The following is a 24,801-nucleotide window of genomic DNA, read 5'->3' as shown; positions in this document are numbered from 1 at the left end:
CTGTCAGCGCAGCTTCAGAGTCGACAGGCCCACAAGGACCAGCATCATGGTCACGATCCAGAAGCGAACCACGACCTTGGTCTCCTTCCAGCCCTTTTGTTCGAAATGGTGGTGCAGCGGCGCCATCAGGAACACGCGGCGTCCGGCGCCGTAGCGCTTCTTGGTGTACTTGAACCAGCTCACCTGGATGATCACCGACAGGGTCTCGGCCACGAACACGCCGCCCATGATGAACAGGACGATTTCCTGGCGCACGATGACGGCGATGGTGCCGAGCGCGCCGCCCAGCGCCAGCGCGCCGACGTCGCCCATGAACATCTGCGCGGGGTGCGCGTTATACCAGAGGAAGGCCAGGCCCGCACCCGCCATCGCGCCGCAGAAGATCAGCAGTTCGCCGGCGCCCGGGATGTAGGGGATGAACAGGTACTTCGCAAAGGTCACGCTGCCGGTGAGGTAGGCGAACAGGCCGAGGGCGCCGCCCACCATCACGGTCGGCATGATCGCCAGGCCGTCCAGGCCGTCGGTGAAGTTCACGGCATTCGAGGAACCCACGATGACACAGTAGGTCAGCGCGATGAAGCCCCACACGCCCAGCGGATAGCTGATCGACTTGAAGAAGGGAACGATCAGGTCGGCCTTCGGCGGCAGGGTCATCGAGAAGCCCGACTGCACCCAGGCGTAGAACAGCTGCAGCACTTCCCACGGGTTCGCTGCCGAGACCGAGAAGGCCAGGTACAGGGCCGACGCGATGCCGATCAGCGACATCCAGAAATACTTTTCGCCCGAACGCATGCCTTCCGGGTCCTTGTAGACCACCTTGCGGTAGTCGTCGACCCAGCCGACGGCGCCGAAGCCCATGGTCACGACCAGCACCGGCCAGATCAGGCGGTTCGACAGGTCGCACCACAGCAGGGTCGAGATGCCGATCGAGATCAGGACCAGCACGCCGCCCATGGTCGGGGTGCCGTGCTTGGCCAGGTGGGTCTGCGGACCGTAGGTACGCACGGCCTGGCCGACCTTCATCGCGGTCAGCTTGCGGATCACGGCCGGGCCGCAGAGCAGGCCGATGGTGATCGCGGTGATGGTGGCGAAGACGGCGCGGAACGTGATGTAGTTGAACACGCGCAGCGGACCGATGTAGTCCTGGAAGTATTGGGCGAGCCAGAGAAGCATGTCAGTGGGCGTCTTTCATAATCGTTTGTCCGGTCAGGTGCTGGACCACGCGTTCCATCTTCATGAAGCGCGAGCCCTTCACCAGCACAGTCGCTGTCGTATTGCCGCCCAGAGTTGAATCCAGTGCTGCCAATAAATCGTCGAACTGCTCGTAATGCCGTGCTCCCGACGCGCTCATGTGTTGAGCGAGCGCACCGGTGGCGAGCACGTGTTCGATGCCACGCGTCTGAGCGTAAGCACCGACTTCTTCGTGAAACTCTTTTCCTTGCGTGCCGACTTCGCCCATGTCGCCCACCACCAGGATGCGCGGCGCCGGATAGGCGGCCAGCACGTCGATCGCGGCGCGCATCGAGTCGGGGTTGGCGTTGTAGGTATCGTCGATGACGGTCGCGCCGTTCGCGGCCTGCTTGCGCTGCAGGCGGCCGCCGACCGGGGCAAAGGCTTCGAGGCCGCGCACGATGGCGTCCTGCGCGATGCCCGCCGCCAGGGTGCTGGCGATCGCGGCCAGCGCGTTGCGCACGTTGTGGTCTCCGGCCGCAGCCAGCCTGACCGTGAAGCGGGCGCCGCTGGCAGTCACGTCCAGGTCGTTGCCGAAGCCGGTCGAGGTGTAGGTGGCGCGCACGTCGCAGGCGTCGCTGAGGCCGAAGGTCAGCACGTCGCAGGGGGCCAGTTCGCGCCACAGCGCGGTATAGGTATCGTCGCCCGGGAACACAGCCACGCCGCTGGCCGGCAAGGCCTGCAGCACCGAGCCGTTCTCGCGCGCCACCGCTTCCACGGTGTGCATGAATTCCTGGTGCTCGCGCTGGGCGTTGTTCACCATCGCGACCGTGGGCGCCGCGATGGCGGCCAGGCGGGCGATCTCGCCCGGATGGTTCATGCCCATCTCGATCACGGCCGCGCGGTGCGCACCGCCCAGGCGGAACAGGGTCAGCGGCACGCCGATCTCGTTGTTCAGGTTGCCCTGGGTCGCGAGGCGCGTATCCTCGCCGAAGGCGGCGGCCAGGATCGAGGAAATCATTTCCTTGACCGTGGTCTTGCCGTTCGAGCCGGTCACGCCGATCACGGGAATCTCGAACTGGGTGCGCCAGAAGTTGGCGATGCGGCCCAGCGCTGCCAGGGTGTCCGGGACCACGATGGCCGGCAGGGTCCAGCCGTCCGGCAGCTGGTGCACCACGACCGCGGCCACGCCGCGCGCGGCGACCTGGTCGAGGAAGTTGTGGGCATCGAAGGTCTCGCCTTTCAAGGCGACGAACAAGGCGCCAGCGGGCGCCGTGCGGCTGTCGGTCGAGACGCCTTCGAAGGCGACCTCGCCACCCACGAGCCGTGCGCCCGGAATCGCCTGAACGAGTTGTGCGAGCGTGGCGCGCATCAGTGAGTCCTCATCATGGTGAGCCGCGCGGTCAATGCCAGCGAAGCATGGTCGGCATCGGAGAACGGAATCTTCTTGCCCTTGATTTCCTGGTAGGGCTCGTGGCCCTTCCCTGCCAGCAGGATCACGTCCTGCTTGCCGGCGTTCTTCACGGCCAGCAGGATCGCGGTCGCGCGGTCTTCCACGGCCTGGTCGTGCTTGTCACCGCGCTTCGTCATGCCCGCCACGATCTGGGCGATGATGTCCGCCGGTTCCTCGCTGCGCGGGTTGTCGCTGGTGACCAGCACGTGGTCGGCCGCCTGGGCGATGGCGCCCATCTGCGGACGCTTGCCCGGGTCGCGGTCGCCGCCGCAACCGAACACGCACCACAGTTCGCCGCCGCGTTCACCCGCCACCTGGCGCAGGGCCTGCAGCGTCTTTTCCAGCGCGTCCGGAGTATGCGCGTAGTCGATCACGACCATCGGCGCATCCTGGCCGCCAATTCTCTGCATGCGGCCGGGGGCCGGCACCAGGGCCTCGATGGCTTCCACTGCATTCTTCAGGGCCACGCCCTTGGCCAGCAGCGCGCCCAGCACCGCCAGCGCATTGCTGACGTTGAAGTGGCCCACCAGCTGGGTCTTCACCAGCGCGTTGCCTGCCGGGGTGTCGACGTTGAATTCGGTGCCCGCATGGCGGCTGCGCATGTTCGAGGCGCGCAGGATGCCGACGCCCTCGATGGCCGGCTGTTCGGCTTCGCTTCTCAAGGTGTAGCCGGCGACCGGCAGCGCCGCGAAATGCTTGCGCAGGTGCGCGACCAGGCGCAGGCCGGCCGGGTCGTCCAAATTGACGACCGCGTTCTTCAGGCCTTCCCACTCGAACAGCTTGACCTTGGCCGCCTCGTAGTTCTCCATGGTTTCGTGGAAGTCGAGGTGGTCGCGGGTCAGGTTGGTGAAGATGGCGACGTCGAAGTGCATGCCGGCGGCGCGGTCCTGCACCAGGCCGATGGACGAGGCTTCGATCGCCAGCGCCGTCGCCTCCTGGGCGCGCAGCTCGCCCAGGGTCTGGGCCAGCAGCACCGCGTCCGGCGTCGTGTAGCCGGTGGCATCGAAATTCGGTTCGCCCTTGCCTTTGACGATACCGACGCCCAGGGTGCCGATCACGGCGGCGGTCTCGCCGAGACGCGCCAGCGCCTGCCCGGTCCACACCGCGCAGGAGGTCTTGCCGTTGGTGCCGGTGACGGCCACGGTAAACATGCCGGCATCCGGTTTACCCAGCACGCCATGGGCGATCGGGCCCGCGTTCTTCTTCAGGTTGGCGACCGCGAGATGCGCCACGTCGTGCGCGTCATCCCAGCGGTAATCGTTCTCTTCGTAGACGACGGCGGCCGCGCCGGCGGCGATCGCCGCGGCGATGTAGCGGCGGCCGTCCGCGGCCTCGCCCGGATAGGCGAAGAACACGTCACCCCTCCCAACGCGGCGGGAGTCGGAAACGAGTCGGCCGCCTGGGGCGGCGGCACGGATCCATTGGCAGATATCGTTCAGGCTCATCGCCATCACAAGCTCTCCTCTACCGGTTCGTCCGGGATGATGATGTCGGTGATCGATGAGTCGGGCGGTACGTTCGCGGCCCGCAATGCGTTGGCCGCCAGGTCGGCGGCGGTCGGCGCCGCGACGCTGCCGCCTGTTCGCAGGGCGCCGCGCGGGTTGTCGATCATGACCGCAATGACGAAGCGCGGTTTCGACATCGGCGCGATGCCCACGAAATAGCCAATGTTGTCGGTACGCGAATAGCGGCCGTTGACGATCTTTTCGGCGGTGCCGGTCTTGCCGCCGACGCGGTAGCCCGGCACCTGCGCCTTGGAGGCGGTGCCTTCGGGGCTGACCACGGATTCGAGCATGGTGCGCACCTGGGCCGCGGTCTTCGGCGAGATCACCTGCTGGCCGACCGGCTTCTCGTCCACCTTCAGGAAGGAGAGCGGAATGATGTCGCCATTGCGGGCGAAGATCATGTACGAGCGCGCCATCTGCAGCAGCGACACCGACAGGCCGTGGCCGAAGGCCATGTTGGCGTATTCGATCGGCTTCCACGATTTCCACGGACGCACGCGGCCGGCGGTGGCGCCCGGGAAGCCGAAGCGCGGCGCCTGGCCGTAGCCCAGCTTGGTGTACATCTCCCACATTTCCTGCGGCGGGATCATCTGCGAGATCTTGACCACGCCGATGTTCGAGGACTTCTGGATGATGCCGCCGACGTTGCGCACGCCGTAGTTGTGGGTGTCGCGGATGCGCTTGCCCGTCACCACCATGTAGCCGGGGTTGGTGTCGAACACGGTGTCCGGGGTGATGCGCCTGGTCTCGAGGCCGAGCGCCACCGTCACCGGCTTGATGGTGGAGCCGGGTTCGAAGGTGTCGGTGATGACGCGGTTGCGCAGCTGGGCGCCGGTCAGGTTCGAGCGGTCATTCGGGTTGTAGGTCGGGTAGTTGGCCATGGCCAGCACTTCGCCGGTCTCGACGTCGAGCACCACGGCGCCGCCGGCCTGCGCATTGAACTTCTCGACCGCGTTCTTCACGCTGGTGAAGGCGATGTACTGCAGCTTGCTGTCGACCGACAGGGTCAGGTCCTTGCCTTCGTGCGGCTCGCGGAACATGCCCAAGTCTTCGGCGATGTGGCCGAGGCGGTCGCGGATCACGCGGCGGCTGCCCGGCACGCCCATCAGCGCCTTCTGGTGGAACAGCTCCATGCCCTCCTGGCCCTTGTCCTCGACGTTGGTGAAGCCCACCAGGTGGGTCATCACTTCACCCTGCGGGTAGTAGCGCTTGTATTCCTTGCGGGTGTCGATGCCGTCGATCTTGAGCTTTTCGATTTGCTCGACCGCGTCCATCTCGACCTGGCGCTTCAGGTAGACGTAGGTGCGCTTCGGATCGAGCTTGGTGCGCAGTTCGGACTGCGGCATCTCGAGCAGGCGCGCCAGCTCGGCCAGCTTGTCCGGCGATTCCTTCAGCACTTCCTTCGGGAAGGCGGCGACCGCCTTCACCGGCAGCGAGGAGGCCAGCACCTGGCCGTGGCGGTCCGTGATCTTGCCGCGCGCGGCCGGCAGTTCGACCACGCGCTCGTAACGGCTCTTGCCCTGCTTTTGCAGGAACTGGGTCGACACGCCCTGCAGCCACAGCGCGCGTGCGGCGAGCACGACGAAGGCCGAGAACAGGACGAACAGCACCAGGCGCGAACGCCAGTTGGGGACGTTCACGGCCAGGACCGGGCTCTTCGAGAAAGCCACGCCCTTGGAGGCGGCCACGCGCGGGACAGCTCGGCGTTCGACGCGGCTCATTTCGCGCCTTCCGTCAGGTATTGGGTACGGGCCGGCGTCAAGGGGGCCATGTTCAGGCTGGTGCGCGCGATCTGTTCGATGCGTTCGTTCTTGCCGAGGGTGGACTGGTCGAGCTGGAGCTGGGTCCAGTCGACCTCCAGCTGGCGCGCGTGCTGGTTCAGGCGCTCGAGCTCGATCAGGAGGTGGCGCCCCTGGTAGCGGGCGTTCACGACCGACAGCGCGCAGCCGACCACGGCCGCCGTCAGGAGGATGTTCAGCTTGACGCTCACGCCTTGGCTCCCAGGCGCTCGGCCACGCGCAGCACCGCCGAGCGGGCGCGCGGGTTGGCGTCGACTTCCGCGTCGGACGGCTTGGTCTTGGTGATCAGTTTCATCAATGGCTGCGGCAGATCGGCGGCGCGGATCGGCAGCCGGCGGTCCGGCTGCTCCACTTTCGCCTTGGACGCCAGGAACTGCTTGACCATGCGGTCTTCCAGCGAGTGGAAGCTGATCACGGACATGCGCGCCCCGGGGGCCAGCATCGCGTACGCGGCGCTCAGACCTGCTTCGAGGTCTTCAAGCTCTTTATTGATGAAAATCCGGACAGCCTGAAAGGTCCTTGTGGCCGGATCCTTGCCTTTTTCCCGGGTTTTGACCGCGTCTGCCACGATTGCGGCAAGCTCTCGTGTGGTCGAAATTGGCTGGATTGCGCGGCGAGCAACAATCGCCTTTGCAATCTGGAAAGCAAACCGTTCTTCTCCATAATCCCGAATAACCTTTTCCAGTTGTTGTTCCGACGCGGTGGCCAGCCATTCGGCCGCCGACATCCCGCGCGTGGTATCCATGCGCATGTCGAGCGGGCCATCCTGGCGGAAACTGAATCCGCGCGAGGCGTCGTCCACCTGGGGCGACGAAATACCAAGGTCCAGCAAGATGCCGTCCACCTGGCCGATGCCGCGCGCGGCCAGCGCGTCGAACATCGTGGCAAAACTGTCATGCACGATCGTGAAGCGGGGATCCCCCACCTGCTCCGCGGTCGCGATCGCCTGCGGGTCCTTGTCGAAGGCCACCAGGCGGCCCTGGGGGCCGAGTCGCGACAGGATCAGGCGGCTGTGTCCACCGCGGCCGAAAGTGCCGTCTATATAAGTACCGTTGGCGCGCTCACCCGTCAGGTTGAGCGCGTCGACTGCTTCATCCAGCAGCACCGTGCGATGCTGAAAAGCTCCAGGCACCGTGTTTGTTTCCGTCATCGGCGCCTCAGAAGGAGAAATTGGAAAGGACATCGGGCATGCCGCCGGCAACAGCCTCGGCTTCGCTTTCGGCAAGCTTGGCGGCATCCCAGATTTCGAAATGGGTGCCCATGCCCAACATCATGACTTCTTTCTCCAGACCCACGGCGGCACGCAACTCGGGCGAAATCAGCACCCGGCCTGCGCTGTCCAACTCGACATCGCACGCGTTACCAAGGAAAATGCGCTGCCACGCCCTTGCCGACATCGGCCAGGAAGCGATCTGCTCGCGATGCTGTTCCCACACCGGACGGGGGAAGAACAGCAGGCAGCCGTGCGGATGCTTGGTCAGCGTCATTCGGCCCTCGCACTGGACCGCAAGGGCGTCACGATGCTTCGCCGGGATCGACATCCGGCCTTTTGCATCGAGATTGATCGCTGACGCGCCCTGGAACACGTATTTACCTAGCTTGGAGAATTATCAATTTAGAATTTTTTAGCCGCTTGGGGTTCCAAAAACCTCCCACAAATCGACACTTTTTCACACTGTTTCCCACTTTATTGGAATCAATGTTGGTGGTCAAGCGAATTCACGCTTGGCAAATCCTAATTTGTCTAATGAAACCAATGACTTAGCGGCTTATATTGAGAGAAGGTCAAGGTAAAATGTCTCGTAAATCAGTCACTTAGGAAACTGATTGAAGGTTGGACCTCACTTGTACTGACAACATTTCTTCTTGATCAATATCAGGTCTTGACGTTGTGTTTTCTTATGGAAACTTAAGTTTCTTCGCAGAATTGGGTACTTTGGGATTGGCGGGGCTCGGCTGGAAGCGTTAGGATCGAGGCAAGACAATGACCCGTCCTGCATACGGCCCGCTCGGCAGGATGGAGCAGCCTGGATGGGAGCGGGCCTGCCAAGGAGACAGTCGTGAGCATCACCCTCGCCCGTACCTGCGCGGTCTACGACCTGATCGAAGTTCAGGAAGCGCTCGACCGCAGCCGCGGCCGCTCCCCGGAGCTCGAAGCCTTCTACGAGCGCATGCTGGAGACCGGGGCCGACCGCTTCGTCACCAAACCCTCATCGATCGACGCCCTCGATCCCCTGTTCGAGGAATGCCCCAATTTCGACGAAGTCCTGGACGACCTGGCGCGGTACCTGGCATTGGCGCATGCGGGCGACCGCGGCTTCAATGTCATGCCGATCCTGCTGCTGGGCGGGCCCGGCGTCGGCAAGACCCACTTCGCCCGGCGCCTGGCGCGTGTGATGCAGACCGAATGCGAACTGATCAGCATGAACGCCCTGTCGGCCGGCTTCGTCATCACCGGCAGCTCGGCCAGCTGGCGCGGCGCCAAATGCGGCAAGGTGGCCGAGCGCCTGGTGCGCGGGCAGTACGCGAATCCCGTGATCGTGCTGGACGAAGTGGAAAAGGCGAGCGGCTCGACCCAGTCCGATCCGCTCGCCGCGCTGTATCAGCTGCTGGAACCGGAGACGGCCAGCACCTTCCGCGACGAGTTCATCGACGTCGAGATCGACGCTTCGCAGATCTTCTGGGTCCTGACCGCCAACTCCACCGAAGGCATTCCCCACCCGCTGCTCAACCGCATGGCGGTCTACGAGGTGCCGACGCCGACGCCTGAGCAGGCGGCCGGCATCGCCCAGCGCATGTACGCGGGCCTGCTGGATGAACTGAACCTGGCGGCCTTCGATGCGCGCCTCGGGGACGTGGTGCTGGACAAGCTGGTGACGGTGTCGCCGCGCGACCTGCGCAAGACCCTGCTCGACGGCCTGGGCCATGCCGTGGCCGCGGGACGCGAACACGTGCGCGCGGACGATATCCGGATCAGGGCGACGCCGGGCAAGGGGCGGATCGGATTCTGATCCTAGCCGCCAAGTCCCTTGTGCCGGTTGCGCCGGAAAAAGGGGCCCGGCGGCTCGCCCTTCCTTGCGCAGATGAAGATCAGGAGGTCAACGAGACAGAATACATGGAAGAGATACCAGCCCGGGCTGTCGGGCAGGTAGAAGATCGCGCCAGCGACCAGCAGCACGAAGAAACCGACGAACACCACCCAGCCCTGCCAGGTCAGCGGCAGTCCCCATCCCCATCCATACCCCGGCGGCTTGGCCGGGAACCAGTATTTTTTCTCCATGCCTGCATCATGCCACCGGCGGCATCAGCGCATGCTATCGAATGTTCACGGAGGCGAAAAAAGCGCCCCGCATGGGCGGGGCGCAAGGGGAAGCCGTGCTGACGTACCAGGCCTGATGTCCCGGGACGATGAAACCATTATGCCCGCCGATGCCGTCCGACAGAAGTGCCGGCCGGGCGATTCCCCCATCCCTGGGGGCGCTCAGCTCAGGTAAGCCTTGAGTACCGCGGCGCTGCGGTCCATGCCTTCCTTCAGGCGCTTTTCGGCGTGCAGCGCATAGTCGCTCGGCGCCGCGCCGCCCTGGCTGGCCGCTTTCGCCGACATCGCCTTGGCCGCGATGCCGAGGGCGACGACGGCCTGGTCCCAGGTCAGGCCCGAGGCCAGCGCGTCTTCGACCACCCGCGCCGCGAGCGTGCCGAGTTTGTCGATCAAGCGGGGATCGGTATCTCCCAGTTTCAGCATGCTGCTCTCCCTTGCCCTGGCGGCACGGAGCGCCGCCTGTGCCGGGATCATACGGCATCGACCATGGCGGGCTGCGCACCATTGCGCTGCTGCTGGCGCAGGATGCGGTGGCTCGCTGCCCGGTCGCATGCCAGCTGGCCCAGGAAGTAGCCATTGCACAGCCCGAGCAGACCGCAGCTGGCCAGCGCAAAGCCGGTGCTGGCGGCCACCTGCGGCCGCACGACCTGCACCACCGCCATCGCATACTTGATCACGAAGATGGCCAGCATCAGCAGCAACGGCGTCCAGCTGCCGCGCATGCGCAGGCTGCCCGGCGCCACGCCCGCCTCGGCGCGGCTGCCGCCGAAGGTCCAGCGCTGCAGCGCGACCGCGGCGCTGCCGGCGAGCCAGGCTGCCATGGCCACCGACGCCAGGCCGTAGCGCGCGCCGATCGACTGCAGCGCCAGCACCAGCATCAGCAGCGGGATGATCGTCATGCGGGTCATGGTGATGTCGCGGTCGCGCGTCGCCAGCACCCCGCGAAAGACGAGGAAGGCGAGGATGGCCCAGACGTAGACCGGGGTGCGGGTGAGAAATTGGGACATGGATGGCCTAGGTGAGTTGAAGATGTCCTCACCTTAGCGAGCCTGCATTCCGCACGCGGCGGCTTGTGACGAATGGCGTCCCTGCCGGCGCCAGATGCATATCGGCAGCGCCAGTCACACGCCGCCGCCTACTCGTGCGCCCAGCCTTTCGCGTGCTCCACCGCCCTGCCCCAGCGCGCCATCCATTCCTCGCGGCGGCCGGCATCCATGCGCGGCTCGAAGCGGCGCTCGACCTGCCACTGGCGCGCGATCTCCTCGACGCTCTCCCAGTAGCCGACCGCCAGCCCGGCGAGATAGGCCGCGCCCAGCGCCGTGGTTTCAGTGACGCGCGGGCGCAGTACGGGCACGCCCAGCAGGTCGGCCTGGAACTGCATCAGCAGGTCGTTGCGGGCCGCGCCGCCGTCGGCGCGCATCTCGGTAACAAGGCAGGCGGCGTCCTTCTGCATTGCCACCAGCAGTTCGGCGCTCTGGTAGGCGATCGCCTCCACCGCGGCGCGCGCGATGTGGCCGGCGCCCGTCCCGCGCGTCATGCCGACGATGGTGCCGCGCGCGTAGGGGTCCCAGTGCGGCGCGCCCAGTCCCGTAAAGGCCGGCACCAGCATCACGCCGCCGCTATCCGGCACGCTCATGGCGAGCGCCTCGACGTCCTGCGACTGCTTGATGATGCCGAGGCCATCGCGCAGCCACTGCACCGTGGCGCCGCCCATGAAGACGCTGCCCTCCAGCAGATAATCGGTGGCGCCGTTCACGGTCCAGCCGACGGTGGACAGCAGGCGGTTGTGCGAGCCTGGTGCCGCGGCGCCGGCGTGCATCAGCATGAAACAGCCGGTGCCATAGGTGTTCTTGACCAGGCCCTTGCGGTGGCAGGCCTGGCCGAAGGTGGCGGCCTGCTGGTCGCCGGCGATGCCGGCGATCGGGATCGCCGCGCCGAACCATTCCTGCGCCGCCAGCCCCACTACCTCGGCACTGGCGACGACTTCGGGCAGCAGGCTGGCGGGAATGCCGAACAGGGCCAACAGCTCCTCGTCCCAGCGCAGCGTGTGCAGGTTGAACAGCATCGTGCGCGCCGCATTGCTGGTGTCGGTGACGTGGCGTCCGCACAGGCGGTAAACCAGCCAGCTGTCGACGGTGCCGAAGGCCAGCTCGCCGCGCTCGGCCCGGGCTCTGGCGCCCGGCACGTGCTCGAGCAGCCATTGCAGCTTGGTGGCGGAAAAATAGGCGTCGACTTCGAGGCCGGTGCGTGCCTGGATGCCTGCTGCGCATCCTTCTTCGCGCAGGCGGTCGCACACGGCGGCGGTGCGGCGGTCCTGCCAGACGATGGCGCGCGCCACCGGCTCGCCGCTGGCGCGGTCCCACAGCACCGTGGTTTCGCGCTGGTTGGCGATACCGATGGCGGCGACCTGGGAGCCATCGATACCGGCCTTGCGCATGGCCTCGCGGGCGCAGGCAAGCTGGCTGTGCCAGATGTCGAGGGCGTCGTGCTCGACCCAGCCGGGCTGGGGGAAGTACTGGGGATATTCGTGCTGGCTGCTCGCGACCGGCAAGCCTGCCCGATCGAACAGGATGGCGCGCGAGCTGGTGGTGCCCTGGTCGAGGGCAAGGATGTATTTCTGCATCGTCGTCTCGCGAGGGCGGTCCCTGAGGGACTCTGAATTCAAGTAAAGCAGGCCGATAGGCCGGATTCTGTGTAGTGGTCTCCCTTGCGGGACGCCCCTATGACAGCCATTCCTCTAGGCGCTGGATTACTCCAGCGCTCAAGCTTCCTACCCGCACGCTCCGCGAGCAACATCAACGCGTGCCTATTTGGAATTGCTCCAGGTGGAGGTTACCGCGTTTCACCGTAACTTAATACGCTCGTCTCTGTGGCCCTATTCCTCGCCTTATACCTTGCGGCTTTCAGCGGACGGCCGTTAACCGTCACCCCGCTCTGTGGAGTCCGGACCTTCCTCCCGCCCTCACCCGAAGATGAGGACCAGCGACTGTCTGGCCTGCTTCACGGCGAACATTGTAACCGATCGGGCCCGGGTAACCTATCGCCTTGCGGCCACGTTTCTGAAATTTCGTGTCGCCATTTCAAAATCCTTGCCCACCTCATCCACATAAAATGCTCGGATAACAAACCTGCAAGGATGACCGACACCATGACGCACCCTTCCCGCACCGGCGGCCAGATCCTGGTCGATGCGCTCCATACCCACGGCGTGGACACCGCCTTCGGCGTGCCCGGCGAAAGCTACCTCGACGTACTGGATGCGCTGCACGATTCGGATATCCGCTTCGTGATCAACCGGCAGGAAGGCGGCGCGGCGTTCATGGCCGAGGCCTACGGCAAGATGACCGGCAAGCCGGGCATCTGCTTCGTCACCCGCGGCCCCGGCGCCACCAATGCCTCGATCGGCGTGCACACGGCCTACCAGGACTCGACTCCGATGATCCTGTTCATCGGCCAGGTCGGCAGCGACTTCATCGACCGCGAAGCCTTCCAGGAAATCGACTACCGCCGCATGTACGGCCAGATGGCGAAATGGGTGACCCAGATCGACCGCGCCGACCGCATCCCCGAATACATCGCGCGCGCCTTCCAGGTCGCCACCAGCGGCCGTCCGGGCCCGGTGGTGCTGGCGCTGCCGGAAGACATGCTGGTGACCACAGCGGCCGTGCTTGACGCGCGCCGCTACCAGCCGGTGCAGGCCGCACCTTCGCAAGCGCAGATCGCGCAGCTGCGCGCCATGCTGGCGGAAAGCAAACGCCCGATGGTGCTGCTGGGCGGCGGCTCCTGGACCGACGAAGCTTGCGCCAACCTGGCCCGCTTCGCCGAAGCCAACCGCCTGCCGGTGGGCTGCACCTTCCGCTTCCAGGACCTGCTGGATAACGCCCACCCGAACTACGTGGGCGACGTCGGCATCGGCATCAACCCGAAACTGGCCGCGCGCGTGAAGGAAGCGGACCTGGTGATCGCGATCGGCCCGCGCCTGGGCGAGATGACCACCAGCGGTTACTCGCTGCTTTCTTCTCCGGTGCCGCGCCAGAAACTAGTCCACATCCACGCCGATCCGGAAGAACTGGGCAGCGTGTACCAGGGCGAACTGATGATCGCCAGCGGTCCGGCGCAGGTGTGCGCCATGCTGGCCGCCATGGAACCCGTAGATGCGTCGGCCTGGGCCGGCACGGTGGAAGAAGCAAAGGCCGAACTGGCCGCGTGGCAGGCGCAGCCGCCGATCTTCCGCGACGGCAGCGCGCCGCTCGACCTATGGCAGGTGGTGCAGGAACTCATGCAGCAGGCGCCGCACGACACCATCATCACGAATGGCGCCGGCAACTACGCGACCTGGGCGCACCGCTTCTACCGCTACGGCGGCAAGCGCACCCAGCTGGCGCCGACCAACGGCGCCATGGGCTACGCGGTGCCGGCCGGCGTCGCGGCCAAGATCATCGACCCGCAGCGCACCGTCGTGACCTTCGCCGGCGACGGCGAATTCATGATGACCGGACAGGAACTGGCCACCGCCGTCCAGTACGGCGCCGGCGTGATCATACTGGTGTTCAACAACAATATGTTCGGCACCATCCGCATGCACCAGGAACGCGACTACCCGGGCCGCGTGTCGGGCACGACCCTGCACAATCCGGATTTCGCCGCGCTGGCGCGCGCCTATGGCGGCCACGGCGAGGTGGTCGAGAAGACCGAGGAATTTGCGCCTGCGCTGCAGCGTGCGCTGGCGCATGCGAACGAGCGCAAGCTGCCGGCCGTGATCGAGCTGCGCTACGACGGCAACCTGATCACGCCGAACGCGACGCTCGAGACCATTCGCAAGACGGCTGCGGCGGCGAAGGCCGGCCAGTAATCCGTAGGGTGGGCGGGGGAATGTAGTCCAGTGGACTACATTCCCGCCCACGCGTTCAACGACGGCATGAGCAGACCGCGTGGGCGGCGAAGCCGCCCACCCTACTGCCCCAGGCCCAGCTCGGCCGGCAGCGGAATCGGATGGTCGAAGAAACTGACCTGCTCCGGATTGGTCAGGAACAATGCGACGAGGGCGATGAACGCCCACACGATAATGTTGCGCATGTTCGCAGCACCGCCATCCGTGGCATTGTCGCCATAGATGAGACGCTTCAGAAAGTTGGTGATTTTCACGGTGTGCCCCGTTGTCTTTTGTGGTTTTCTCTCTGTGTTCAAATTTAACGCAAGTCGCCGCCGTTTTCCAGAACCGCACTGTTGAGTAGCCTGCCGGTTTCAGCAATAACGCAACAAACAGTTCCTTCGATGCATCTTCAAGCGTCGTGACGGGTGCTCGGGGGAAGCGACTTACTGCTCTGGTAAAATATTCGCTACTTTTTTCATCGCCGGCTGACGCCGGCATCGTGCGCAGGATTCGCCCCCACATATGTTTAGTTTCTTCAAGAGAAAGAAGCCTGAGACCGAGGTTCCGGAGCCGAGCCAGGCCGCGCCGGCTCCGGCGGCCGCGTCGGCGCCGATGTTCGTGCCCGGCAGGCTGGACGCGCCGCCGAGCCCAGCTCCGGCGCCAGCGCCGGCGCCGGCCCCGGTGCCGACGCCTGCCCCGGCTGCACCGCCCGCTTCCGTCGCGGCCGATATCGGCGAGCTGTTCCCCGAAACCGCCGAACGCCCCACGACCGACGCCGAAAAGAAGCAATCCTGGATGGCGCGCCTGAAGGCCGGCCTGTCCAAGACCTCGAGCAACCTGTCGCTGCTGTTCGTCGGCGCCCGCATCGACGAAGACCTGTACGAGGAACTCGAATCGGCGCTGCTGATGTCGGACGCCGGCATGGACGCCACCCAGCACCTGCTGGACTCCCTGCGCCGCAAGGTCAAGGAAGACAAGCTGCTGGACGCGGCCCAGGTCAAGGCGGCGCTCAAGGCGCTGATGATCGAACTCCTGAGCCCGCTGCAGAAGCCGCTCGAACTGGGCCGCCACGAACCGCTGGTGATGATGATCTCCGGCGTGAACGGCGCCGGCAAGACCACCACCATCGGCAAGCTCGCCAAGCACATGCAGCGCTTCGACCAGTCGGTGCTGCTGGCTGCGGGCGACACCTTCCGCGCCGCCGCGCGCGAGCAGCTGATGGTCTGGGGCCAGCGCAACAACGTCACCGTGATCTCGCAGGCCTCGGGCGACCCGGCCGCCGTCGCCTTCGATGCGGTCCAGTCGGGCAAGGCGCGCGGCGTCGACGTGGTCATGGTCGATACCGCCGGTCGCCTGCCGACCCAGCTGCACCTGATGGAAGAACTCAAGAAGATCAAGCGCGTCATCGGCAAGGGCATGGACGGCGCCCCGCACGAGACCCTGCTGGTCATCGACGGCAATACCGGCCAGAACGCGCTGGCCCAGGTCAAGGCTTTCGACGACGCGCTGCAGCTCACCGGCCTCGTGATCACCAAGCTGGACGGCACCGCCAAGGGCGGCGTGCTGGCCGCGATCGCGCGCACCCGCCCGGTGCCGGTGTACTTCATCGGCGTGGGCGAGAAGCTGGACGACCTGCAGCCGTTCAATGCCGAAGAATTCGTCGAAGCGCTGCTGGGTTGAAGGCCGATGATCGAATTCCAGTCCGTCTCCAAGCAATACTCCCCTGACGCGTATGCGCTGCGCGACGTGTCCCTCAACATCGCCAAGGGCGAGCTGGTCTACCTGGCCGGCCCGTCCGGCGCCGGCAAGTCGACCCTGATGAAGATGGTGGCCGCGGTCGAGCGCCCGACCACCGGCGTGGTGACCGTCAATGGCCAGGACATCGGCCGCATCAAGAAGGCCGGCATTCCTTTCCTGCGCCGTAACCTGGGACTGATCTTCCAGCACCAGCGCCTGCTCAACGACCGCAACATCCTCGGCAACGTGATGCTGCCGCTGCTCGTCACCGGCGCGCCCAAGGGCCAGGCCGAGCAGCGCGCCCGCGCCGCGCTCGACAAGGTCGGCCTGCTGGAACGGGCCAGGGCGATGCCGCTGGAACTGTCCGGCGGCGAGCAGCAGCGCGTGGCGATCGCGCGCGCCATCGTCAACCGCCCGCAGATCATCCTGGCCGACGAGCCGACCGCCAACCTCGACCGCGTGGCGGCCGACAAGGTGCTCGATGCCCTGCGCGCGTTTAACGCCGTGGGCGTCACCTGCGTGATCTCGACCCATGACGAGCAGGTGCTCGACAGTGCGCAAGCGCGCGTGATCCGCCTGGAACATGGCCAACTGATGGGAGGTGCCGTATGAGCCCGTGGGTCCGCCAGCACCGCTTCGCCTTCGGCGCCGCGCTGTCCACCGTGCGCAAGGCGCCGGGCAGCTTCCTGTTCAACGTGCTCGTGGTCGCCTTTGCCCTGATGCTGCCGTTTGCCGGCATCACCCTGCTCGACAACGTGCGGCCGCTGTCCGAACAGCTGTCGGTCGATCCGGAAATCAGCCTGTTCATGAAGGCGGAAGCCACGCGCGAGCAGGCCTCCAGCCTGCAGCCGCAGATCCGTTCGATTCTGGCCCAAGCCGGCAAGTCCGAGATCGCCTTCGTGCCGCGCGAAAAGGCGCTGGCCTCGCTCAAGGAGAAGAGCGGGCTGGGCGACGTGCTGGACACGCTGGGCGACAACCCGCTGCCGGACAGTTTCGTGATGAAGCTGGCGGGCAGCGGCGCGGCCACCCAGGTCGACGCCATCACCGAACAGCTGCGCGCCCTGCCCGGTGTCGACACCGTGCAGGTGGATTCGGCCTGGGTCAAGCGCCTGACCGCCCTGCTGCGCATCCTGCGCCTGGCCCTGCTGCTGCTGGCGGTGACGCTGGGCGTGGTGGTGATCGCGGTGGTGTTCAACACCATCCGCCTGCAGGTGCTGACGCAGAAGGAAGAGATCGCCGTGTCCAAGCTGCTGGGCGCGACGGACAACTTCATCCACCGCCCCTTCTACTACACGGGCGCCCTGCTCGGCCTGTGTGCGGGCGCGGTGGCGCTCGGCGCGGTGATGCTGGCGCTGCATCCCCTGAACAGCGCGATTGCCGAGTTTGCAAGGCTGTATGCCTCGGAATTCCAGCTGACACCGCTCGGTGCGCTGGAAACGGCGGGCGTGCTGGCCATCAGTGCCGGCCTCGGGCTGATCGGGGCGATGCTGTCGGTGCAGCGGCACCTGGCGCGCGTGCAGTAATCTAGCTGGCGTAGACCGCGTGGGCGGAATCCGCCCACCCTACGAACAGCCAATGCACCGTAGGGTGGGCGGGTCTTCCCGCCCACGCGGTCAGTCATCATTAAGCACCCACAGAAAGGCTCAGCCGACCCTCCCTACGTTCAGACGGGTTGAATTCCTACAGAACGTCCCCAGCGAACGTGCGCCATCCAACAGAAGACCCGTTCCCGCGCCTTTAACCTGTCTCTAACACGTTTTCCAGCTGTTTATGGCTCACTTTTGAGCTGAATCAACCAAATACAGGTCGCCTGCTCTACAGTGGAATCGGCAGGATTTTGATTCCCAAAGGCAATACTTTAGCCAAACTTAATCGATTTCGACAAATCGATGGCTTGCCTAGCACTCACCCATGGAGAGTGCTAATATATGTCTCGAAGAAAGCGAAATCAAGAAGAGCATCCAGTAACAAGCGGTAACGCTGGTGTCACGCGGCATGTGTCCGTGGCACATTGGGGATGCAGCAAGATTACTATAAGGGAAATGAACATGTCCGCACAATCCGCATTGGTTCCTGCCGGCAGTCGCGCCCTGAATCTGGGTTTCACCGGCAATCTCGGCAATATTGACGCCTATATCTCGGCCGTCAATCGCCTGCCGATGCTGACCCACGAAGAAGAGATTTCGCTGGCCAAGCGCCTGCACGAAAAGAATGATCTCGATGCCGCCCAGAAGCTGGTCCTGTCGCACCTGCGCCTGGTCGTGTCGATCGCGCGCGGCTACCTCGGCTACGGCCTGCCGCACGCTGACCTGATCCAGGAAGGCAATATCGGCCTGATGAAGGCCGTCAAGCGCTTCGACCCGAACCAGGGCGTGCGTCTCGTCTCGTACGCGATGCACTGGATCAAGGCCGAGATGCACGAATACATCCTGAAGAACTGGCGCCTGGTGAAGGTCGCGACGACCAAAGCCCAGCGCAAACTGTTCTTCAACCTGCGCAGCAACAAGCAGGGCCTGGACACCATGACCCCGAGCCAGGTGGACGAGCTGGCGAAGATGCTCGACGTCAAGCGCGAAGAAGTGATCGAGATGGAAACCCGCCTGTCGGGCCGCGACATCGCCCTCGAATCGCCGACCGACGACGAAGACGACAAGTTCGCGCCGATCGCCTACCTGTCCTCGGAACAGCAGGAACCGACCCGCGTGCTGGAAGCCGAGCAGGTCGACCGCCTGCAGTCGGAAGGCCTCGAGACTGCGTTGGGCAAGCTCGACCCGCGTTCGCGCCGCATCGTCGAAGCGCGCTGGCTGGCCAACGACGACGGTTCGGGCGCCACGCTGCACACGCTGGCTGAAGAGTTCGGCGTGTCGGCCGAGCGCATCCGCCAGATCGAATCGGCAGCGCTCAAGAAGATGAAGGGCGCGCTGGCGGCTTACGTGTAAGCTGGCTTAGCCAACAAAAAACCCGCTGCGGCGGGTTTTTTCTTTTTCTGGCGTCGGCTCAGTGTGTGAGCTTCGCGGTTTTCTCCTGCTCCTCGACCAGCAGCTTCTCCAGCCCTTTCAACATGCTGTTGGTCGCCTCGTGGGTCGAGTTGACCTGCGTGAGGACGCGGTAGACGCTGCGTGCGTCAATCTCACCCAGCTCGAAGCTGCTGAAGGTATTCGCTACCTGCGTGTAATCCATGAAGCTGGTACCCCGGTTCGCGAGCACCTGCTGCGTATCCCGCATGTTCGCGTACTGCATCGCGTAATGCTTCAGCCTTTCGGTCTCGACGTAGGTGAGGGCCTGGTTGGCCACGGCGACGTCCCAGGCCTCGCGCTGGATCGAGGGCGAGAACATGTTGACGCCGAAACGTCCTCCGCCCCCCTCCACCGCGAGCTGGACGGCCTCCTTGTCTGCCTTGCCGGCCTTGATGTTGGCCAGCAGGATTTCTTTCATCTTCGCCGTCTTGTCGATCTGCTGCTGGTTCTGCTTGATGACCGAGCGCACCTCGGCCAGGTTCGCAGCCAGCTCGGCGTCGATATTGCGGATCGCCTCGTGCGCCCGGTGGTTCTGGTGGTAGCGGTGCACGCCGTTTTCCAGCGCCAGGGCTGTGATGATACTGACGACGATCATGATGTACTCGCCGGCGAATTCCTTGAACGAGTGGGATTTGGGTACTTCTACGTGCATGGCGTTTCCGTGGCAATAAAGAACAGCCAACCATAGCATGCCTGCCCGCCGCCGTATCCACCCGGTCCCCTTTTGATGCGCAGCGCATGAAGCAACGCGTTCCGCACGCCCCCGCTAGAATGGATGCTTTCATCCGGCATGTTCCAGGAGACCCCGATGACCGAACCCTACGTCCCACCCGCAGTCTGGACCCCGCCCGCTTCCAGCGGCGGCACCTTTGCCAACATCAACCGCCCGGTCGCCGGCCCGACCCACGAGGCCGAACTGCCGGTCGGCAAGCACCCGCTGCAGCTGTATTCGCTGGGCACGCCGAACGGCGTCAAGGTGACCATCATGCTGGAAGAACTGCTGGCGCTCGGCCACAGCGGCGCGGAGTACGACGCCTGGCTCATCAAGATCAACGAGGGCGCGCAGTTCTCGAGCGGCTTCGTCGACATCAACCCGAACTCGAAGATCCCTGCCATGGTCGACCGCAGCGGCCCGGAACCCGTGCGCGTGTTCGAGTCCGGCTCGATCCTGGTCTACCTCGCGGAAAAGTTCGGCGCCTTCCTGCCGAAGGACGGCGTGGCGCGCGTGGAAACCTTCAACTGGTTGTTCTGGCAGATGGGTTCGGCGCCTTTCGTGGGCGGCGGCTTCGGCCACTTCTATGCCTATGCGCCGGAAAAACTGCAGTACCCGATCGACCGCTACGCGATGGAGACCAAGCGCCAGCTCGACGTGCTGGAGCGGCAGCTGGCGAAGCACCGCTTCGTGGCGGGCGACGAATACACGATCGCCGACATGGCGATCTGGCCCTGGTATGGCGGGATGGTGCGCGGCGAGCTGTACGACGCTGGCGAGTTCCTGTCCGTGCACGAGTACCAGCACGTGCGCCGCTGGGCCGACGAGATCGCGGCGCGTCCGGCCGTGATCCGCGGGCGCAAGGTCAACCGCGTGCGCGGCAAGCCGGATGAATAGGTTCCCGAACGTCACGATCCTTCCGACCTGGACTGATCTCCCGTAAGCGGGACCCGGACAGGTGACGACGGGGGCGCGATTGCGTTATGCTGGCGCGCGACGTTCCCGAACGATGTGCCAACGATTGGAGACATGCCCATGGTCAGCAAAAACACGATCTGCCTCTGGTTCAACGGAACGGCGCTGGAAGCGGCGCAGTTCTATGCGGCAAACATCCCCGACAGTGCGGTCGGCCAGGTCTTCCGCGCACCCAGCGACTATCCGGCCGGCAAGAAGGGCGACGTGCTGACCGTCGCCTTCACTGTGGCCGGCATCCCCTGCATCGGGCTGAATGGCGGTCCGGTCTTCCCGCACACCGAAGCCTTTTCCTTCCAGATCGCGACCGACGACCAGCAGGAAACCGACCGCCTGTGGAACGCCATCGTCGGCAACGGCGGCCAGGAGAGCGCTTGCGGCTGGTGCAAGGACAAGTGGGGCCTGTCGTGGCAGATCACGCCGCGCGTGCTCACCGAGGGGATCGCCGACCCCGACCCGGACGTGGCAAAACGCGTCTTCGAAGCCATGATGACGATGCGGAAGATCGACGTCGCCGCGATCGAAGCTGCCCGCCACGGCTGAGCTGCTTTCCATGCCATGCGCGTCTATGCGTCCGAGGTCAAGAAGATGACATGGTGGATACTCTGGTAAGCTCTGCTCCCTGTACCAGGAAACAGAAGGGGTGGAATTCGTCTCCTGTCCGGCTGGGCGGCGCGATTGCCCTTGTAGCGGCGCACCTCATCAGGCGAAACTACACGATTTCATCGGGCGGCCCCGCCTCTCCACTATACTATTGCCGATCTTCAAGCCAACGGCAGCACCGCCGCTGGCCCAACGCCATATTCATGTACAAGCAACACGAAAAAACACCCATGCAAGGTGAACCGATCTTCAAGAAGGTCCGCGGAATGGTCCGCTCCCTGCCGCCTGGCGGCATCACCCTGAGCGAACTGATCTACCGGGTCGGCAACGAAGGCCTGCTGATCCTGACCGCCCTGCTCACCCTGGTGTTCCTGATTCCGGTATCGATCCCGGGTGTCAGCACCGTATTCGGCGCTGCGATCCTCCTGATCGGCATCAGCCGGCTGTTCGGGCGCGAACTCTGGGTCCCGGCAAAACTGAAGCACCGCATGATCTCCACCAGCAAGCTGCGCCCGGCGCTGCGCAAGGCGCTGCCCTGGCTGTACCGGATCGAACGCGTCTGCAAGCCCAATCGTATCCAGTGGCTGGTGGCAAACGGCCCGATCCAGCACCTCAACAATGCCGGCCTGATCCTAGGCGCTGTGCTGCTGATGATGCCCTTCGGCCTGATCCCCTTCAGCAATACCTTCCCTGCGGTCGCCCTGTTGTTCCTGGCAATCGGCCTGCTGCAGCGCGACGGCGTCAGCGTGCTGCTGGGCCACATCAGCAACGTCGTCACCATCCTGTATTTCACCCTGCTCATCGGCGGCGGCGGCCTGGCGGTGCGCGAAGTCTTCAACCGCATGGCCGGCTGAACCTTCCTCCTCATTCGGCGGGCTGGAACATTCCAGCCCGTTTCCGTTCCGGTGCCCGCACGCAAACCCTTGCTAAACATGCAGACCGGCACTAACGGCTGTCCCAACAGCGCGCAATGCCACACATGCAAGTTTTGCAGATAAGCCACTGAAAACATCAAGTTGGCACGCACTCTTAAGAATTTACTTTAAGTGCATTTACCGCTCTGCTAGCATCCTTCGCTGGCATGGAGGACACATGGTTGAGCAAAGCAGAAACGATGCACGCACCGATGTTGTGACGGCGGGCCAGGTCGACGAAGGCCTGAAGTTGTGCGCCCGCTATGGCGTGCACCCTGCCCTGCTGTTCATGGAACAGGTGGGCGTGCCGCGCCAGGTGGCCCTGCGCGTCCTGTGCTCTCCCGAGCACTTCCGCCAGCGCGACCGCCGCCGGCATCCCCGCCCCGCACGCTGAGGCCTCGGCCTGGAAAGGCTGGCAGAATCCACTTTTCGTGAGGGCAACGAGGCCGTACACTTCACGTGATGAACACGATCCCAGCCTCTCCTGCCGCGCCGGCACTCAATATCAAGGCAGCTGCCGAGCAGACTTACGATGCCATCGTGATTGGCTCGGGCATCAGCGGCGGCATGGCGGCGAAGGAATTGTGTGAACTGGGCTTGCGCACCCTGGTCCTCGAGCGGGGCCGTACGGTGGAACACATCAAGGACTATCCGACTGCGCTGAGCGCGCCGTGGGAGCTGCCCCACCGGAATCAGCTGAGCCGCAAGACGCGGGAAGACAATCCGATCGTCAGCCGCCATGCCTCGTTCCAGGAAGCGACCGAGCACTTCTTTGTCAAGGACCAGGAACACCCGTATGTGCAGACACGCCCCTACGACTGGATCCGCGGGTACCAGCTGGGCGGGCGTTCGCTGACATGGGGGCGCTGGACCCAGCGTTGGAGCGAGCAGGATTTCGAGGCCAACGCCAGGGAAGGCATTGCTGTCGACTGGCCGATCCGCTACCGCGACCTCGCTCCCTGGTACAGCCACGTGGAAAAATTCGTCGGCGTCAGCGGCAACCGCGATGGGTTGCCCCAGGTACCGGACGGCGAATTCCTGCCGCCGATGCAGATGACCCCGGCCGAACAGCACTTCAAGCGCCAGCTCGCCAGGCATTATCAGGACCGTCACCTGGTCATTGCGCGCATGGCCAACCTGACGGTGCCGCACCTCGGACGCGGCAGCTGCCAGAACCGCAACCTGTGCGTGCGCGGTTGTCCATTTGGCGGCTACTTCAGCAGCAACAGCGCGACCCTGCCGGCAGCAGACCGGACCGGCCTGCTGACCATTCGTCCGGACTCGGTGGTCGAATCCATCATTGTCGATCCCGCCAGCGGCAAGGCGAAGGGCGTGCGTGTCATCGACGCACACACCAGGACCGGTACCGAGTACTTTGCAAAGCTCGTGTTCGTCAATGCTTCGACCCTGAACACGACGCTGATCCTGCTGAACTCCACTTCCAGCCGCTTCCCGCGGGGGATGGGCAATGATAGCGGCGAACTGGGACGCAATCTGATGGACCATAACTGCAATGCCACGATCCGCGCCGAGCTGCCGCTGTACCAGGACCAGTACTACCAAGGGCGCCGTCCCGGAGGCGTGTATCTGCCGCGATTTCGCAATCTCGGGGCCGACCGCAGCAGCGCCTTCCTGCGCGGTTTCGCCTACCAGGGCAACAGCACGCGCACGCCCCAAGCGACGCCGCCAGGCCTCGGGGCGGAGCTCAAGCAGGCCTTGCGCGATCCCGGTCCATGGCAGATCAGCATGCGCGGGATCGGCGAATGCCTGCCCTATCACGGCAACAAGGTCAGCCTGAGCCCGACTTTGCGCGATGCCTGGGGCGTACCATTGCTCGAGGTCGACGCAGCGTTCGGCGACAACGAGCATGCGATGACCCGCGACATGCTCGCCGCCGGCGCCGACATGTTCGAACGTGCAGGCTTCACCAACATCACGACGCACGAAGCGCACGACAACATGGGGCTGCGCAACCACGAAATGGGCACGGCGCGCATGGGCCGCGATGCCCGCAGCTCGGTGCTCAACGGCCACAACCAGGTATGGGGCGCCCCGAATGTCTTCGTCACCGACGGCGCCTGCATGACGTCGAGCGGAACAGCGAATCCTTCGCTCACCTATATGGCGCTTACCGCACGGGCCGCGCATTTCGCCGTGGACCAGCTCAAGAAGGGGGAGCTGTGAGCTGGCCGGGGACCAGCCGCCGCCGCATGCTGCTGTCTACGGCGCTGGGCGGCATCGGCCTCCTTGGCGGCTGCAGCCTGCCGGCCCGGCGGCGCGACGCACGACGAAACGCGCTCGGAGCACGCGACGTGCTGCTGCTCGACGAGCTGGGCGAGACCATCGTGCCGGCCACGCCCGGCCTTGGCGGCGCGCGCGCGGCCGCCATCGGCCTCTACATGATCGCCACGGTCAACGCATGCTGGCAGCGAGAGGAGGCGCAAGCATTGGTCCGGGGCCTCGATGCGCTGGAGGCAGCGTGCGCCCACGAGCATGGGAAGGGCTTCACCACGCTGACGGACGCGCAGAAGCTCGGCTTCCTGACCCGCTGGAGCGTCGACCCGGCGGGCGCCGGAATGGTCGCCATGCTCAAGCGCCTGACCGTGCACGGCTACCTGACGTCGGAACTTGGGGCTACCCAGGCCCTGCGCTACGATCCGGTACCGGGCAGTTATCGCCGGATCCGGTACGCCAAGGGCGACAGGCGCTGGGCCACGTAGCGACTTT

General features: G+C 65.0%; 25 protein-coding genes and 1 other RNA gene. 12 read left to right on the top strand and 14 right to left on the bottom strand.

Annotated features, from left to right (window positions below):
* Positions 1-3 precede the first annotated feature (3 nt).
* Genes mraY through mraZ form a run of 7 tightly spaced genes read right to left on the bottom strand, consistent with a single transcriptional unit; the run spans position 4 to position 7,513 of the window.
* Positions 4-1,173: a phospho-N-acetylmuramoyl-pentapeptide-transferase gene (mraY, locus tag LK539_RS06290; protein WP_227800058.1), complete on the bottom strand. Its 1,170-nt coding sequence runs from the start codon at positions 1,171-1,173 to the stop codon at positions 4-6.
* A 1-nt stretch (position 1,174) separates the two neighbouring features.
* The gene (murF, locus tag LK539_RS06285) at positions 1,175-2,542 is read right to left on the bottom strand and encodes a UDP-N-acetylmuramoyl-tripeptide--D-alanyl-D-alanine ligase (protein WP_227800057.1); all 1,368 of its coding nucleotides are present in this window, start codon (positions 2,540-2,542) and stop codon (positions 1,175-1,177) included.
* Positions 2,542-4,074, bottom strand: a complete 1,533-nt coding sequence (locus tag LK539_RS06280; RefSeq protein WP_227800056.1) for a UDP-N-acetylmuramoyl-L-alanyl-D-glutamate--2,6-diaminopimelate ligase — start codon at positions 4,072-4,074, stop codon at positions 2,542-2,544. The genes murF and LK539_RS06280 overlap by 1 nt, the downstream gene beginning before the upstream one ends.
* Positions 4,074-5,849 carry a penicillin-binding protein 2 gene (locus LK539_RS06275; protein ID WP_227800055.1) on the bottom strand — a complete coding sequence of 592 codons (1,776 nt, stop codon included), beginning with the start codon at positions 5,847-5,849 and terminating at the stop codon, positions 4,074-4,076. Before LK539_RS06275 ends, LK539_RS06280 begins: the two co-directional genes overlap by 1 nt.
* Complete coding sequence (gene ftsL, locus LK539_RS06270) at positions 5,846-6,118, bottom strand: cell division protein FtsL (protein WP_227800054.1); 273 nt, start codon at positions 6,116-6,118, stop codon at positions 5,846-5,848. Before ftsL ends, LK539_RS06275 begins: the two co-directional genes overlap by 4 nt.
* Positions 6,115-7,098 (bottom strand): 16S rRNA (cytosine(1402)-N(4))-methyltransferase RsmH, encoded by a 984-nt coding sequence (gene rsmH, locus LK539_RS06265; protein ID WP_373889524.1) that lies wholly within the window; start codon positions 7,096-7,098, stop codon positions 6,115-6,117. Before rsmH ends, ftsL begins: the two co-directional genes overlap by 4 nt.
* Complete coding sequence (mraZ, locus tag LK539_RS06260; protein ID WP_159696337.1) at positions 7,085-7,513, bottom strand: division/cell wall cluster transcriptional repressor MraZ; 429 nt, start codon at positions 7,511-7,513, stop codon at positions 7,085-7,087. The genes rsmH and mraZ overlap by 14 nt, the downstream gene beginning before the upstream one ends.
* Before the next feature lie 474 nt (positions 7,514-7,987).
* Here mraZ and LK539_RS06255 point away from each other — a divergent pair, with 474 nt between their 5' ends.
* The gene (locus tag LK539_RS06255; RefSeq protein ID WP_227800052.1) at positions 7,988-8,938 is read left to right on the top strand and encodes an AAA family ATPase; all 951 of its coding nucleotides are present in this window, start codon (positions 7,988-7,990) and stop codon (positions 8,936-8,938) included.
* Between the two features lie 2 nt (positions 8,939-8,940).
* On the opposite strand, the gene LK539_RS06250 is transcribed toward LK539_RS06255, so the two are convergent.
* The 5 genes from LK539_RS06250 to rnpB all read right to left on the bottom strand — a co-directional run bounded on the left by LK539_RS06250 (position 8,941) and on the right by rnpB (position 12,248).
* Positions 8,941-9,207 carry a hypothetical protein gene (locus LK539_RS06250; RefSeq protein WP_227800051.1) on the bottom strand — a complete coding sequence of 89 codons (267 nt, stop codon included), beginning with the start codon at positions 9,205-9,207 and terminating at the stop codon, positions 8,941-8,943.
* Between the two features lie 201 nt (positions 9,208-9,408).
* Positions 9,409-9,669 (bottom strand): hypothetical protein, encoded by a 261-nt coding sequence (locus tag LK539_RS06245; protein ID WP_227800050.1) that lies wholly within the window; start codon positions 9,667-9,669, stop codon positions 9,409-9,411.
* A gap of 47 nt (positions 9,670-9,716) precedes the next feature.
* Positions 9,717-10,253: a DUF6622 family protein gene (locus tag LK539_RS06240; RefSeq protein ID WP_227800049.1), complete on the bottom strand. Its 537-nt coding sequence runs from the start codon at positions 10,251-10,253 to the stop codon at positions 9,717-9,719.
* Between the two features lie 128 nt (positions 10,254-10,381).
* Entirely contained in the window at positions 10,382-11,869 is a 1,488-nt protein-coding gene (gene glpK, locus LK539_RS06235; protein ID WP_227800048.1) for a glycerol kinase GlpK, read from the bottom strand.
* Between the two features lie 40 nt (positions 11,870-11,909).
* Positions 11,910-12,248: RNase P RNA component class A (gene rnpB, locus LK539_RS06230), an RNA gene on the bottom strand.
* A 146-nt stretch (positions 12,249-12,394) separates the two neighbouring features.
* On the opposite strand from rnpB, the gene LK539_RS06225 reads away from it, so the two are divergent.
* Positions 12,395-14,098, top strand: coding sequence for a thiamine pyrophosphate-binding protein (locus LK539_RS06225; protein WP_227800047.1), 1,704 nt, complete (start codon positions 12,395-12,397; stop codon positions 14,096-14,098).
* A 101-nt stretch (positions 14,099-14,199) separates the two neighbouring features.
* On the opposite strand, the gene LK539_RS06220 is transcribed toward LK539_RS06225, so the two are convergent.
* The gene (locus tag LK539_RS06220; RefSeq protein WP_227800046.1) at positions 14,200-14,391 is read right to left on the bottom strand and encodes a hypothetical protein; all 192 of its coding nucleotides are present in this window, start codon (positions 14,389-14,391) and stop codon (positions 14,200-14,202) included.
* Between the two features lie 250 nt (positions 14,392-14,641).
* Between LK539_RS06220 and ftsY the strand changes: the two genes are divergently transcribed.
* From ftsY to rpoH, 4 genes are all read left to right on the top strand, one after another.
* Positions 14,642-15,799: a signal recognition particle-docking protein FtsY gene (gene ftsY, locus LK539_RS06215; protein ID WP_227800045.1), complete on the top strand. Its 1,158-nt coding sequence runs from the start codon at positions 14,642-14,644 to the stop codon at positions 15,797-15,799.
* A gap of 6 nt (positions 15,800-15,805) precedes the next feature.
* Complete coding sequence (locus LK539_RS06210; RefSeq protein WP_227800044.1) at positions 15,806-16,468, top strand: cell division ATP-binding protein FtsE; 663 nt, start codon at positions 15,806-15,808, stop codon at positions 16,466-16,468.
* Positions 16,465-17,379, top strand: coding sequence for a permease-like cell division protein FtsX (ftsX, locus tag LK539_RS06205; protein ID WP_227800043.1), 915 nt, complete (start codon positions 16,465-16,467; stop codon positions 17,377-17,379). Before LK539_RS06210 ends, ftsX begins: the two co-directional genes overlap by 4 nt.
* A gap of 525 nt (positions 17,380-17,904) precedes the next feature.
* The gene (gene rpoH, locus LK539_RS06200; protein WP_227800042.1) at positions 17,905-18,795 is read left to right on the top strand and encodes an RNA polymerase sigma factor RpoH; all 891 of its coding nucleotides are present in this window, start codon (positions 17,905-17,907) and stop codon (positions 18,793-18,795) included.
* Positions 18,796-18,853: 58 nt separating this feature from the next.
* Here rpoH and LK539_RS06195 read toward each other — a convergent pair whose 3' ends face one another.
* Positions 18,854-19,525 (bottom strand): hypothetical protein, encoded by a 672-nt coding sequence (locus LK539_RS06195; protein WP_227800041.1) that lies wholly within the window; start codon positions 19,523-19,525, stop codon positions 18,854-18,856.
* Between the two features lie 156 nt (positions 19,526-19,681).
* Here LK539_RS06195 and yghU point away from each other — a divergent pair, with 156 nt between their 5' ends.
* The 6 genes from yghU to LK539_RS06165 all read left to right on the top strand — a co-directional run bounded on the left by yghU (position 19,682) and on the right by LK539_RS06165 (position 24,794).
* Positions 19,682-20,482 (top strand): glutathione-dependent disulfide-bond oxidoreductase, encoded by an 801-nt coding sequence (gene yghU, locus LK539_RS06190; RefSeq protein ID WP_227800040.1) that lies wholly within the window; start codon positions 19,682-19,684, stop codon positions 20,480-20,482.
* A 138-nt stretch (positions 20,483-20,620) separates the two neighbouring features.
* A complete protein-coding gene (locus tag LK539_RS06185) occupies positions 20,621-21,100 on the top strand; it encodes a VOC family protein (RefSeq protein WP_227800039.1) in 480 nt (159 codons plus the stop codon).
* Between the two features lie 290 nt (positions 21,101-21,390).
* Complete coding sequence (locus LK539_RS06180) at positions 21,391-22,014, top strand: exopolysaccharide biosynthesis protein (protein WP_227800038.1); 624 nt, start codon at positions 21,391-21,393, stop codon at positions 22,012-22,014.
* A gap of 238 nt (positions 22,015-22,252) precedes the next feature.
* The gene (locus tag LK539_RS06175; RefSeq protein ID WP_227800037.1) at positions 22,253-22,468 is read left to right on the top strand and encodes a hypothetical protein; all 216 of its coding nucleotides are present in this window, start codon (positions 22,253-22,255) and stop codon (positions 22,466-22,468) included.
* A 68-nt stretch (positions 22,469-22,536) separates the two neighbouring features.
* Positions 22,537-24,258, top strand: a complete 1,722-nt coding sequence (locus LK539_RS06170; RefSeq protein WP_227800036.1) for a GMC oxidoreductase — start codon at positions 22,537-22,539, stop codon at positions 24,256-24,258.
* A gap of 26 nt (positions 24,259-24,284) precedes the next feature.
* The gene (locus LK539_RS06165; RefSeq protein ID WP_227800035.1) at positions 24,285-24,794 is read left to right on the top strand and encodes a gluconate 2-dehydrogenase subunit 3 family protein; all 510 of its coding nucleotides are present in this window, start codon (positions 24,285-24,287) and stop codon (positions 24,792-24,794) included.
* The last annotated feature ends 7 nt before the right edge of the window (positions 24,795-24,801 follow it).

It is taken from the genome of Massilia sp. IC2-476, from assembly GCF_020707295.1.
Lineage (GTDB): Bacteria > Pseudomonadota > Gammaproteobacteria > Burkholderiales > Burkholderiaceae_D > Telluria.
The sequence above is the reverse complement of the archived record's forward strand: the minus strand, read 5'-3'. Positions and strand labels throughout refer to the sequence as shown.